Raw genomic sequence first — 12,210 nt, 5'->3', positions numbered from 1 at the left:
ACCCGGTTCAACATTCCTAGAAAGAGACCATGGAAAGCGAAGTCCTCATCGAGGCGCGCGCACTGACGCGACGCTACGGCCCGACGCTTGCCGTCGACGGCCTCCACCTGACCCTGCGCAAGGGGGAGATCCTCGGACTGCTCGGTCCCAACGGCGCCGGCAAGTCCACCACCATGAAGATGCTGACCGGCAACCTCGCGCCCAGCGCGGGCGAGGTGCTGATCGGCGGCAAGTCGCTGCGCGAGGACGCCAAGGCGGCCAAGCGCGCGCTGGGCTACCTGCCCGAGCAGCCGCCGGTCTACGGCGAGCTGACCGTGGACGAGTACCTGGATTATTGCGCCAGCCTGCATGGTATCGCGCGCAAGGCGCGCCCCGAGGCCGTGGCCTCGGCCAAGCGCGACTGCGGCCTGACGGATGTCAGCCGCCGCCTGATCGGCAATCTGTCCAAGGGCTACCAGCAGCGCGTGGGCCTGGCTCAGGCCATCATCCACCGCCCGCCGGTGATCATCCTCGATGAGCCCACCGTGGGCCTGGACCCGATCCAGATCCGCGAGATCCGCTCGCTGATCGCGGCGCTGGGCCGCAACCATTCGGTGATCCTGTCCTCGCACATCCTGCCGGAGATCCAGGCGGTGTGTTCGCGCGTGATGATCATCAACCGCGGCCGCGCGGTGTACAACGAGCCGGTGGCTTCGGCGAAGTCCGCAGGCTTCGGCGCAATCGCCGCTGTGTTCCGCCAGCTGCCGGACGCGCGCACGCTGGAGACACTGGCCGGCGTGCGCCGGGTGCTGGCGCTGGGCGAGGGCCGCTACCGCATCGAGGTGGAAGGCAACGCCGATCCGCGCGAGGCGATCGCCAAGACGGCCGTCGAAGGCGGCTGGGGCCTGCTGGAGTTGCGCGCCGAAGCGCAGACGCTGGAAGAGATCTTCGTGGAACTGACCTCGCGCGACGCTGCGCTGGCGGAGGCCGCATGAGCAACATCCTCAATATCGCGCGCACCGAGCTGAAGCGCATCTTCCTGTCGCCGCTGGCCTGGGCCGTGCTGGCGGTGGTGCAGTTCATCATGGGTTTCGTGTTCATCAACCTGCTGGTGGACTATGCCAACAACGCCGGCATGCAGCCGGACGACACCATCGGCGTGTCCGACTACGTTGCCGGTTCGCTGTACGGCTTCGCCACCATCCTGCTGCTGCTGGTGATGCCGCTGATGACCATGCGGGTGTTCGCCGAGGAGCGCAAGGGCAACACGCTGGTGCTGCTGACCTCGGCGCCGGTGTCGATCACCGAGATCGTGCTCGGCAAGTTCCTGGGCGTGCTCGGGTTCATCCTGGCCATCGTGGTGCTGATGGCGGCCATGCCGCTGTCGCTGCACTGGAGCACCAACCTGGACTGGGGCCGCGTGGCCGCCGGCCTGCTGGGCCTGTTCCTGATGATGATGACCTTCGCCTCCGCGGGCCTGTTCGTGTCATCGCTGACGCGCGAGCCGACCATCGCGGCGGTGGGCAGCTTCGGCCTGCTGCTGGTGATCTGGCTGCTCAACATCCTGGGCTACAACGACAGCATCCCGTTCCGCGACGTCTTCAACTACCTCTCCCTGATCGGGCACTACGACAGCCTGCGTCGCGGCATTTTCAACAGTGCCGACATCGTCTACTACCTGCTGTTCAGCGGCCTGTTCCTGTGGCTGACCGTCCAGCGCCTCGACATGGAACGCAACTAAGAACAAGACCATGACCAGGAAACAGACCCTCATCCAGCAAATCATCAGCGGCCTGCTGTTCCTGGCCGCCATTGTGCTGATCGGCGTGCTCAGCGCACGCTACAAGACCGAGTTCGACTGGACCGCCGGCAACCGCAACACGCTGACCGAGGCCAGCCTCAAGCAGCTCCAGGCCATGCCGGGCCCGATCGTCATCACCGTGTTCGCGCCATCGGGCGCCGACGTGCGGCGCTCGATCGAGACCGACATGGGGCGCTATACCCGCGCCAAGGCCGACATCCGCATCGAGTTCATCGATCCCTCCGCCAATCCGCAGAAGGTCAAGGAGTACAACATCTCGTCGATGGGCGAGATCGTGGTGGACTATCAGGGCCGCCGCGAGAGCCTGCGCGCCACCACCGAGCCGGTGGTGACCAGCACGCTGCAGCGACTGGCCTATGGCGGCGAGCAGTGGGTGGTGTTCCTGGAAGGCCACGACGAGCGTGGCTGGAATGATCCGGAGAATCCGGCGGCGCTGGGCCGTTTCGCGCAGGTGCTGCGCGACAAGGGGCTGAAGGTCCGCGGCCTCAACCTGGTCAAGGAAGGGCGCATCCCCGATAACACCAGCGTGCTGGTGATCGCCTCGCCGGGCAAGCAACCACTGGCGGGTGAAGCGCAGCAGCTGAAGGAATACGTCGAGCGCGGCGGTAACCTGCTGTGGCTGGCCGATCCGGAAGCTCCTGCCGGCATCGACCCGCTGGCCCAGGCCCTGGGCATCGCCTGGCAGGAAGGCGTGGCGATCATGCCGGAGTACCAGGTGATCGGCACCGGCCACCCGGGCTTCTTCGCCGCGGTGGGCTACCCGAAGAACCCGGTGACGCAGGGCTTCGACCAGATCACCCTGTTCCCCTTCGCGCGCTCGCTGGTAGGCAACCCCGCCGCCGGCTGGTCGCTGGCGCCGCTGCTGATCAGCTCCGAGGCCGCCTGGCTGGAGACCGGCGACATCAGCGGCGGCAGCGTCGCGCTGGATGACAAGGACATCCACGGCCCGCTGACCGTCGGCCTGACCCTGACGCGCGAGCGCAAGGGCGAGGGTGACAAGACGGTGACGCAGCGTGTCGCCGCCATCGGCGACGCCGACTTCCTGGCCAACGCCTACCTGGGCGAAGTGGGCAACCAGCAGCTGGGCCTGAACCTGGTGCAGTGGCTGGCCTCTCGCGACGCGCAGCTGAACGTGGACGTGCCCAAGGCGCCGGACACCTCGCTGCTGCTGCCGGGCTGGGCGCTGACCACCATCGCCGCCGTGTTCGTGCTGCTGCTGCCGCTGGGCCTGCTGGGCTGGGGCGTGGCGCGCTGGATGATCCGCCGCCGTCGTTGAGCAGAGCCGAATCGATGAAACGCACGCATCTGAACCTGCTGCTGCTGGTCGCCGTCGCCGGTCTCGGCGCCGGCGTGTACTTCAGCCAGAAGAAGGAAGAGCCGGCGGTACCGTTGACGGCGCTGAAGCCCGATGCACTGACGCGCATCGCGCTGGAGCATCCGGGCCACCCGAAGGTGGTGCTGGAGAAGCAGGGCAGCGCCTGGAGGATCGTGGAGCCGGTGAAGGCCGACACCGACGAGCTGGAGGTTTCGGCGCTGACCAACCTCGCCGCGCTGGGCGCCAAGCGCAAGCTGCCGCTGGCCGAGGTGAAGCTGGCCGATCTCGGCCTCGCGCCGCCGGCTTACCGCATCACGCTCAACGACGAGGCGCTGGACTTCGGCGCGCAGGAGCCGATCGAGGCGCGGCGCTATGTGCTGACCGGTGGCGAAGTGGCGCTGGTGGATGATCCGCCCAGCGCTGCGCTGGACGCCGACTATTCCGACCTGGTGGCCAAGCCGCCGGTGCCGGCGGATGCGGAGATCGTGAAGATCGAGCTGCCCTCCGGAGTCAGCGTGGTGCTCGGGGCCGACGGCAAGCGCTGGGATGCCGCGCCGCTGCAGCCGGACATCAGCGCCGACGCGCCGCAGAAGCTGGCCCATGCCTGGAAGGATGCACGCGCCATGTGGATGGCCGCCGACCTGCCCGAGGGTTCGCAGGGCGAGACGGTGAAGATCACGCTCAAGGACGGCCGCGAGCTGCGCCTCATCGTCGCCGAGCGCGATCCGCAGGTGGTGCTGGCCAATCCGGACCTGAAGGTGCGCTACGTGCTGTCGAAGGCGCTGGAGACCGAACTGCTGCAGCTGCGCAAGGCGGCTGTCGCGCCGCCGGCCGGCGCCACGCCGGCCCTGCCGAAGCTGTAACCGGCGCTGACCCCATGCCGGAACTGCCCGAAGTCGAGACCGTACGCCGCGGCGTCGAGCCGCACGTCCTGGGCCGTCGCATCGGGCAGGTCACGGTGCGCGATGCGCGCCTGCGCTGGCCGGTGCCGAAGAACCTGCCGGCGCTGCTGCGCGGCCGGCGCATCGAGTCCACCTCGCGCCGCGGCAAGTACCTGCTGCTGCACCTGGACAACGGCGATCGCCTGATCGTGCACCTGGGCATGACCGGCCGCTTGCTGGTCCTGCAGCCGGGACACCCGCTGCGCAAGCACGACCATGTCGATATCGAGCTGGAAGGCGGCGTGCTGCTGCGTTACCACGACCCGCGGCGCTTCGGCGCCGTGCTGCTCTGGGTGGCTGCGGAAGCCACGCATGAACTGCTCGCCGGCATGGGGCCGGAACCTTTCTCCGAGGAATTCAGCGGCGACTACCTGTTCGCGCTGTCGCGCGGACGCAGCGCGCCGCTGAAGAACTTCGTCATGGATGGGCGCGTGGTGGTGGGCGCCGGCAACATCTACGCCGCCGAGGCGCTGTTCCGCGCCGGCCTGCGTCCGGGCCGCGCTGCCGGCCGTGTCACGCGTGTGCAGTACCAGCTGCTGGCGGAGAAGATCCGCGAGGTGCTGGCGGCGGCGATCGAGCAGGGCGGTACCACGCTGCGCGACTTCGCGGGGGCGGATGGTGCATCCGGCTACTTCCAGCAGAAGCTCTACGTCTACGGCCGCGAGGGCGAGGCCTGCCTGGTCTGCGGCACGGCGATCAAGCGCCTGGTGATCGGCCAGCGTTCGTCCTGCTTCTGCCCCGGCTGCCAGAAATGAGCGGGGCCGAGCGTCGCCTGGGCCAGTTGCTGCTGCTGCTCGCCGCCGGCCATGTCGCCCTGGGCCTTGCCATGCCCTTCGCCTTGCCCTGGATGCCCGGCGTGCTGGCGCAGATGCCCTATGCCGAGTCCGCCGAGGCGGCGCGCTTCTGGTCGCGCGTATTTGGCCCCACCCTTGCCGCCTGGGGCATGCTGGCCTTCTTCGTGGTGCGCCATGGCGTGCTGCGCCGAGAGCGCTGGGGCTGCGACGCGCTGATCCTCAGCGTGCTGTGCTGGGCGCCGCTGGATGCCTGGCTGTGCGGGCAGGCCGGGTTCCCGGCGGGGATCGTGCTGGACGCGGTGGTGTCCGCCGTGATCCTGGGGCCGGCGCTGTGGTTGAGACAGCGCTTCCCCGCGGCTTTCTACTAGGCCTTCTTCGCCAGTTCCGCCTCGACCGCCGCCACCAGGCGCGGGTCTTCCGCCGTCACGTCCGGCGCGAAGCGGCCCACCACCTCGCCGTTGCGGCCGACCAGGAACTTTTCGAAGTTCCACATCACGTTGCCGTCATCCGGCGCGTCGATGCCGTAGCGCTTCATGTTCTCGCGGAAGGGCTCGGCGCCCACGGCCTTGGGCTGCGCGCCGGTCAGCGCGGCGTAGAGCGGATGCTGGTCCGCGCCCTTGACCGAGATCTTGGAGAACAGAGGGAAGTGCACGTCGTAGGTGGTGGAGCAGAAATCCTTGATCTCGGCGTCTGCGCCGGGCTCCTGCCCCATGAAATTGTTGGCCGGAAAGCCCAGCACTTCCAGCCCCTGCGCCTGCTGGCCCTGGTAAAGCTTCTCCAGGCCAGCGTACTGCGGCGTGAGGCCGCACTTGGAAGCGACGTTGACCACCAGCAGCACCTTGCCGCCGTAGTCGGCCAGGCTGGCGGCCGAGCCGTCGATGTTCTTCACGGGGATGTTCTGGAGCTGCGTCATGGTCCGGCTCTCGGCTGTGCTGGGGAGCGCTAGATTAACCGCTGGGCGCCACGCGGCAACCGCAGTTGAGGGGCGGCAAGGGATCGCACGCGGGGATCAACGGCTGTTCAGCAGTTGGGCGTCCACTGGGTCCACGCCCATCGGGCGGTCCGCTTGAATGGCAGGCTCAGCAGCGGCTTCCCGTCCAGTTCTCCCATGAGAACGAAGTCCTTCGTCTCGGAATCCCTGACGGGAAAGGTCAGTTCCATCCGGTCCCGGCCGAGCATCCTGGTTTGAGCCGGCAGATCCTTGTCGCCGATGCGTGCAACGAAGCGGGCCCCCAGAGGATCCACTCCGCCCTCATGACGCACAAGGTGGACCACCAGGCGGTCATCGATGAAAAGCTCGGCGATCCAGGTGATCGGGAATACGGGGATGACGGAAATGAACCAGGGCCCGAACAGATACGGATGTACATCCTGGCCTGCGGAAATGGAGAACCTGGAGACACCATCGTCGTGCTCGTAGGTGGTGGGGCCTCCCCCCAGGTTCGCGAATCCACAGGGCAGGCGCTCCGGCCCCGACAGCTGCGCCGGCTCAGCGACCGGCTGGTAGTAGCTGCGACGATCCAGGGTGCTGCAGGCCGCCAGCAGTGCGACGGCAAGCAGGATTGCGGCTCTCATCGAAGCGATCTCGGGCCTTTGACGAACGATACCCGCAGACTACCACCCACTCCGCGGGGTGACAGGGATCGACTTGCCATCCTGGGGAGCAGTTACATACTATTTGGTATGTAACGAGGAGATTCCACGATGACCGCCCTGCTGGCCCAGCCCTTCAAGCTTCCCTGCGGCGTGACGCTGCCCAACCGCCTGTGCAAGGCGGCGATGACCGAGGGCCTGGCGGATCCGCTGCTGCGGGCGACGCCGCGCCATGCCACGCTGTACCGGCGCTGGAGCGAGGGTGGAGCGGGGCTGCTGATCACCGGCAACGTGATGATCGATCGCCGCGTGCTGGAGCGGCCGGGCAATGTCGCCATCGACGGTAACGGCGGGCTGGACGAGCTGCGCGCCTGGGCCCGGGCCGGCACGGTGGCCGGGAACCAGCTGTGGATGCAGGTCTCGCACGCCGGGCGCCAGTCGCCGCGCTACGTGGTCAGCTACCCCATGGGGCCTTCCGACGTGCAGTTGGACCTGCTCGGTGGCTACGGCCGCCCCCGCCCACTGGCGGAGGAGGAGATTCTCGATTTCATCCAGCGCTTTGCCCGGGTGGCCGTCACGGCGCGCGAGACCGGCTTCACCGGCGTGCAGATTCACGCCGCGCATGGCTACCTGCTGAGCTCCTTCCTGTCGCCGGTGACCAATCGCCGCACGGACGCCTGGGGCGGCAGCATCCAGAACCGCTCGCGTTTTCTCATTGAGGCGGTGCGTGCCACGCGCAAGGCGGTGGGGGCCGACTTCCCCATCGGCATCAAGCTGAACTCCGACGACTTCCGCAAGGGCGGCTTCAGTCACGAGGACTGCCTGCAAGTGGTGCAACTGCTCAACGGCGAAGGGGTGGACCTGCTGGAAATTTCCGGCGGTACCTACGAGCAGCCGCGCCTGTTGGGATTCGAAGGCCGTGCCGAGGATGCGACGCCGCGCCGCGAGTCCACCAAGCTGCGCGAGGCCTATTTCCTCGACTATGCCGAGGCGATCCGCAAGGTGGCACGCATGCCGCTGATGGTGACGGGCGGCTTCCGCACCGCGGACGGCATGGAGCTGGCGTTGCAGGGCGGCGACGTGGACGTGATCGGCCTGGGGCGCCCGCTGTGCACGCATCCGGATGTGCCCAGGCAGCTGCTCAGCGGCGCGATGAAGCAGACGCCCACCTACGAGAAGCAGCTGGTGATGGCCGACAGCGGCCTGCTGTCGCCGACCTCGCCGGTGCTGCTGCTGAAGCTGATCAACGTGCTGGGCGGGCAGGGTTGGTACTACCACCAACTCTACCGGCTGGCCGACGGCAAGCCGCCGCGGCTGGACCTGGGCGTGTTCGGGTCCTTCTTGCGCTACTGGGTGGCGGAGCTGGGGACGGCGCTGAAGTTGCGGCGGGGCAAGATCGGTTCTGCGTAAACCAGGGCTCGTAGGAGCGACTGACAGCCGCTCCTACAGGGATACCGCTAGTTCAGGGCCCGCGGTGCCGCCAGCGTGAACGGGTTGATCATCGCGTCGAAGGACTCGCTGGTCTCCGATACGACCATGTTGAACTCGCCGTGCATGGTGCCCACCGGCGTGCCCAGGGGGCAGCCGCTGGTGTACTGGAACTGTTCGCCGGGCTGCAGCACGGGCTGGTAGCCGACCACGCCGGGGCCGCGCACTTCCTCCACGTGGCCCTCGCCGTTGGTGATGACCCAGTGGCGGGAAAGCAGCTGCACGGTGCGCTCGCCCTCGTTGCGGATGGTGATGTGGTACGCGAACAGCCAGTGGTTGGCGGCCGGATCGGACTGGTCGGCCACGTACTGCGGGCGCACGATGATGCGGATGCCCTGTGTGAGCGTGTCGGACATGGGGCGGTTCCTAGAACATCCCGGTGGCGAGTCGGGCCTCCTCGGACATCATCGACTGGTCCCAGGGCGGATCGAAGGTCAGCTCCACGTCGGCCTCCGCCACACCCGGGAGGGCAGTGACCTTGGTCTTGACGTCGTCGACCAGGATGTCGCCCATGCCGCAGCCGGGCGCGGTCAGCGTCATGCGGATCTTCGCGCGGCGTTGTCCATCGTCCGTGCGCTCGAGCTTGCTCTCGTAGATCAGCCCCAGTTCGACGATGTTGACCGGTATTTCCGGGTCGAAGCAGGTACGCATCTGGTCCCAGATGGCCTTTTCGAGCTCTTCGTCGCTGGCATCGGGGGAGATGTCGGGGCCGCGCAGCACTTCCTTGCCGATGGCGTCGGCGTCCTTGCCGTCGATACGGAACAGGTGGCCCTCGACCTGGACGGTGAAGCTGCCGCCCAGGGCCTGGGTGATGGCGCCATTGGCGCCTTCCGGAAGCTCGACCTTGGTGCCCTGGGGGATCAGGATGCCGATGACGTCGCGCGACAGGGTGACGGGTTCGTAGGTCTGACTCATGACAACTCGGGGGACAAGGAACTTAGTTTAAGCTCCCCCCGTCTGAGGCGCATCTACCCCCTTGCCCGAGAACGAAAAATGAACAAGTTCGCCGTTGCCCTGATGTCCCTGCCCCTGCTGGCCAGTGCCACCGCCTGGGCCGACCAGCCGCCGCAGCGGCGCAGCGTCAATGTCAGCGGCCAGGGCGAGGTCGCGGTACGGCCGGATCGCGCCAAGCTGAACGTGGCCATCGATACCATCAATGCCGACCCGAAGGCCGCCGAGGCCGAGGTCAACAAGGTCGTGCGGGCCTATGTGGCCGAGGCGCGCCAGCTGGGCGCCAAGGATGCCGACATCTCCACCGCCGGCATCAGCCTGACCCCGGAATACGTCTGGGACGACAAGTCCCGCCGCAACCGCCTGACCGGTTACCGCGCCCGCCGCGACATCACGGTGACGGTGACCGACCTGAACAAGCTGGGTGACTACGTGCTGCGCGCCACCCAAGTGGGCGTCAACAACGTCTCGCCGCCGGTGCTGGAGGCCTCCAATGCCCGCGAGCTGTCGCGCCAGGCCCTGGTCAAGGCCACCGACGACGCCCGCGGCAAGGCGCAGCTGCTGGCCGACACGCTGAAGGTGAAGCTGGGCAGCATCTACGCCCTGAACGCCAGCGAGGGCTACTCCCAGCCGCCGATGCCGATGATGGCTCGCGGCATGGCCAAGGCCGAGGCTTTCGACAGCGGCAACAGCCAGATGGGCCTGGAGCCGGGCGAGATCAAGTACACCGCCACGGTGAACGCGGATTTCGATCTGCTGACCCAGTGATCCAGGACCCGTTTCCGCCGGCGCCGGGTTGTTTCGGCGCCGGCCGGACCGGTGGTAGTACTCCCGCCCACGGTTTTTGCCATAATCCGCCACTTTCCCGCCGTACAGGCAGAGAAAGTGGCCAAGAAGCAAGCTAAGCCGCTGGTCGGCGTCATCATGGGTTCCCGGTCCGACTGGGAGACGATGGCGCACGCCGTCCAGATGCTGGAAGACCTGGGCGTGCCCTACGAGGCGCGTGTCGTCTCCGCGCACCGTACCCCCGACCTCCTTTTCGAATACGCCGACAGCGCTGTGGGCCGCGGGCTCCGGGTGATCATTGCCGGTGCCGGCGGCGCCGCCCACCTGCCGGGCATGTGCGCCGCCAAGACGCGCCTGCCGGTCTTCGGCGTGCCGGTGCAGTCCAAGGCCCTCAGCGGCCAGGACTCCCTGCTGTCGATCGTGCAGATGCCGGCCGGCATCCCGGTGGGCACGCTGGCCATCGGCAAGGCCGGCGCCACCAACGCGGCCCTGCTGGCCGCCGCCGTGCTGGCCACCACCGACGCCGCCCTGGCCAAGCGCCTGGATCGCTTCCGGGCTGAACAGACCGCCAAGGTCCTGAACGACGAGCCGCTGAAGCTGCCATGAAGATCGGTATTTTGGGAGCGGGTCAGCTCGGACGCATGCTGGCCCTGGCGGGTTATCCGCTGGACTTCGACTTCGTGTTCCTGGACCCGGCCACCGAGGCCTGCGCCGCGCCGCTGGGCGAGCACATCCACGCGGATTACGAGGACGAGCGCGCCCTGGCCGAGTTCTGCGTGGCGGTAGACATCGCCACCTACGAATTCGAGAACGTGCCGGCCAAGACTGCCGAGTTCGTGGCCAGCCGCATCCCGCTGCTGCCGGCGCCGGTGGCGCTGACGGTGGGCCAGGATCGCCTGTCCGAAAAGCAGCTGTTCGACAAGCTCAAGGTACCGGTGCCGCGCTACATGCCGGTGGCCACGCGCGAGGCGCTGGAACTGGCGGTGAAGAACATCGGCCTGCCGGCGGTGCTCAAGACCCGTCGCCTGGGCTATGACGGCAAGGGCCAGGCCGTGCTGCGCAAGCCGGAAGACCTGGACGCCGCCTGGAGTCGCCTGGGTGGCCAGCCGCTGATCCTGGAGGCCTTCGTACCGTTCCAGCGGGAGCTATCCTGCCTGGCGGTGCGCGGCAAGACCGGCGAGATGCGCTTCTACCCGGTGGTGGAGAACGTGCACCGCGACGGCATCCTGCGCGTGGCGATCCCGCAGGCCAGCGATCCGCTGCAGGCCGAGGCCGAGGACTATGCCCGCCGCGTGGTGGAGCACCTGGGCTATGTCGGCGTGCTGGCCTTCGAGTTCTTCGTGGCCGACGGCCGACTGCTGGCCAACGAGATCGCGCCGCGCGTGCACAACTCCGGGCACTGGAGCATCGAGGGCGCGGTCTGCTCGCAGTTCGAGAACCACCTGCGCGCCATCGCCGGCCTGCCGCTAGGCGATACCGGCCTGCGCGGGCGCTCGGCGATGATCAATTTCATCGGCGACGCCCCGGCCAACGAGAAGCTGGCGGCGATCCCGGGCCTGCACATCCACCACTACGGCAAGACCCCCAAGCCGCAGCGCAAGGTGGGGCATGCGACGGTGACGACCGGCAGTGCCGAAGAGCTGGCCGAGCGCGTGGCCGTTGTGAGCCAGTTGGCTGATTCGGTCGGGGACTGACCCTTCTGTCGCCGGCAAGCCGGCTCCTACAGGGCCGCAGTTTCCGATTCCGCTGTAGGAGCCAGCTTGCTGGCGACTCCTCGCCTCAAAGTGCCAGGTCATTCTGCAGCTCCAGCCACAACTCCGCATACGCCAGCAGTGCCGGATCGTCCGAGCCCGCGAAGGCGGCCAGCGGTGCGCGGTGCTCGCCCATGCGCTCCACGGGCGAGGCATAAGGCACCACGGCGGAGTAGCGTCGCGCCATGGCGGCCGGCGGATTTTCCAGCAGCTCGCGATGCAGCGAGCGGCGCCGGTCGGCCATCGAGTAGAACGGCCGGATCTTTTTCGGATCGAAACCCTCGGCCTTGAAGTAGGCCTGCACCTGTTCGAGGGCGCGCAGCGACAGCCAGGTCGGCACCACCGGCACCAGTACGCGGTCGGCGGCGGCGAAGATGCTGTCGGCGAGGTGCGAGAGGCTTGGCGGGCAGTCCAGCACGGCCAGTGCGTACTGTTCCGAGAAGGGCTTTAACAGGCGCTTGAGGGCCTCGCGCGGCGGCTCCACCTTCTTCAGGATGATGTCGAGGTAGCGGTAGGACAGGTCCGCCGGGATCAGGGAGAGGTGCTTGTAGGGCGAGGGCTTCACCAGGCGCCCTGCGGGCGTGCTGCCCTCGAAGACCTTCTTGGCTTTTTGTTCTTCCGATGCGCCGTGGAAGTACCAGCTGGAGGCACCCTGCGGGTCCAGGTCCCAGAGCAGGGTGGGCACGCCGTGAGCCGCGGCGAGGTAGGCCAGGTTGACCGAGGCGGCGGTTTTTCCGACGCCGCCCTTGAGGTTGTACAACGCGATGCTGCGCATGCCGGAACGCTCCTG

General features: G+C 67.8%; 15 protein-coding genes. 10 read left to right on the top strand and 5 right to left on the bottom strand.

Annotation, left to right across the window (positions count from 1 at the left end):
* The first annotated feature begins 29 nt into the window (after window positions 1-29).
* From QT386_RS10160 to QT386_RS10135, 6 genes are read left to right on the top strand one after another with little or no spacing between them, the layout of a single operon-like run.
* Window positions 30-974: an ABC transporter ATP-binding protein gene (locus QT386_RS10160; protein ID WP_289273642.1), complete on the top strand. Its 945-nt coding sequence runs from the start codon at window positions 30-32 to the stop codon at window positions 972-974.
* On the top strand, window positions 971-1,720 hold the full coding sequence (locus tag QT386_RS10155; RefSeq protein WP_289273641.1) for an ABC transporter permease: 750 nt from the start codon (window positions 971-973) through the stop codon (window positions 1,718-1,720). The genes QT386_RS10160 and QT386_RS10155 overlap by 4 nt, the downstream gene beginning before the upstream one ends.
* A 10-nt stretch (window positions 1,721-1,730) precedes the next feature.
* Window positions 1,731-3,077, top strand: coding sequence for a GldG family protein (locus QT386_RS10150; protein ID WP_289273640.1), 1,347 nt, complete (start codon window positions 1,731-1,733; stop codon window positions 3,075-3,077).
* 14 nt (window positions 3,078-3,091) lie between these two features.
* Entirely contained in the window at window positions 3,092-3,979 is an 888-nt protein-coding gene (locus QT386_RS10145; RefSeq protein WP_289273639.1) for a DUF4340 domain-containing protein, read from the top strand.
* Window positions 3,980-3,993: 14 nt separating this feature from the next.
* On the top strand, window positions 3,994-4,812 hold the full coding sequence (gene mutM / locus QT386_RS10140) for a bifunctional DNA-formamidopyrimidine glycosylase/DNA-(apurinic or apyrimidinic site) lyase (RefSeq protein ID WP_289273638.1): 819 nt from the start codon (window positions 3,994-3,996) through the stop codon (window positions 4,810-4,812).
* Window positions 4,809-5,219 carry a hypothetical protein gene (locus QT386_RS10135; RefSeq protein ID WP_289273637.1) on the top strand — a complete coding sequence of 137 codons (411 nt, stop codon included), beginning with the start codon at window positions 4,809-4,811 and terminating at the stop codon, window positions 5,217-5,219. The genes mutM and QT386_RS10135 overlap by 4 nt, the downstream gene beginning before the upstream one ends.
* Here QT386_RS10135 and QT386_RS10130 read toward each other — a convergent pair.
* Complete coding sequence (locus tag QT386_RS10130) at window positions 5,216-5,764, bottom strand: glutathione peroxidase (protein WP_289273636.1); 549 nt, start codon at window positions 5,762-5,764, stop codon at window positions 5,216-5,218. The two genes, QT386_RS10135 and QT386_RS10130, sit on opposite strands and share 4 nt — an antisense overlap.
* A gap of 107 nt (window positions 5,765-5,871) precedes the next feature.
* Window positions 5,872-6,426 (bottom strand): hypothetical protein, encoded by a 555-nt coding sequence (locus tag QT386_RS10125; RefSeq protein ID WP_289273635.1) that lies wholly within the window; start codon window positions 6,424-6,426, stop codon window positions 5,872-5,874.
* Window positions 6,427-6,555: 129 nt separating this feature from the next.
* On the opposite strand from QT386_RS10125, the gene QT386_RS10120 reads away from it, so the two are divergent.
* A complete protein-coding gene (locus QT386_RS10120; RefSeq protein WP_289273634.1) occupies window positions 6,556-7,854 on the top strand; it encodes an NADH:flavin oxidoreductase/NADH oxidase family protein in 1,299 nt (432 codons plus the stop codon).
* 47 nt (window positions 7,855-7,901) lie between these two features.
* Here QT386_RS10120 and apaG read toward each other — a convergent pair whose 3' ends face one another.
* Together apaG and sufT are read right to left on the bottom strand one after the other, a co-directional pair.
* Window positions 7,902-8,288, bottom strand: coding sequence for a Co2+/Mg2+ efflux protein ApaG (apaG, locus tag QT386_RS10115; protein WP_289273633.1), 387 nt, complete (start codon window positions 8,286-8,288; stop codon window positions 7,902-7,904).
* 10 nt (window positions 8,289-8,298) lie between these two features.
* Window positions 8,299-8,847, bottom strand: a complete 549-nt coding sequence (gene sufT, locus QT386_RS10110) for a putative Fe-S cluster assembly protein SufT (RefSeq protein WP_289273632.1) — start codon at window positions 8,845-8,847, stop codon at window positions 8,299-8,301.
* Window positions 8,848-8,925: 78 nt separating this feature from the next.
* Here sufT and QT386_RS10105 point away from each other — a divergent pair, with 78 nt between their 5' ends.
* The 3 genes from QT386_RS10105 to QT386_RS10095 all read left to right on the top strand — a co-directional run bounded on the left by QT386_RS10105 (window position 8,926) and on the right by QT386_RS10095 (window position 11,363).
* The gene (locus tag QT386_RS10105) at window positions 8,926-9,651 is read left to right on the top strand and encodes an SIMPL domain-containing protein (protein ID WP_289273631.1); all 726 of its coding nucleotides are present in this window, start codon (window positions 8,926-8,928) and stop codon (window positions 9,649-9,651) included.
* Window positions 9,652-9,807: 156 nt separating this feature from the next.
* Window positions 9,808-10,275 carry a 5-(carboxyamino)imidazole ribonucleotide mutase gene (gene purE / locus QT386_RS10100; protein ID WP_289273714.1) on the top strand — a complete coding sequence of 156 codons (468 nt, stop codon included), beginning with the start codon at window positions 9,808-9,810 and terminating at the stop codon, window positions 10,273-10,275.
* Window positions 10,272-11,363, top strand: coding sequence for a 5-(carboxyamino)imidazole ribonucleotide synthase (locus QT386_RS10095; protein ID WP_289273630.1), 1,092 nt, complete (start codon window positions 10,272-10,274; stop codon window positions 11,361-11,363). The genes purE and QT386_RS10095 overlap by 4 nt, the downstream gene beginning before the upstream one ends.
* Window positions 11,364-11,448: 85 nt before the next feature.
* Here QT386_RS10095 and QT386_RS10090 read toward each other — a convergent pair whose 3' ends face one another.
* Entirely contained in the window at window positions 11,449-12,195 is a 747-nt protein-coding gene (locus QT386_RS10090; protein WP_289273629.1) for a ParA family protein, read from the bottom strand.
* Window positions 12,196-12,210: the final 15 nt, after the last annotated feature.

Source organism: Solimonas sp. SE-A11 (genome assembly GCF_030345715.1).
Classification (GTDB): domain Bacteria; phylum Pseudomonadota; class Gammaproteobacteria; order Nevskiales; family Nevskiaceae; genus Solimonas_A.
The sequence above is the reverse complement of the archived record's forward strand: the minus strand, read 5'-3'. Positions and strand labels throughout refer to the sequence as shown.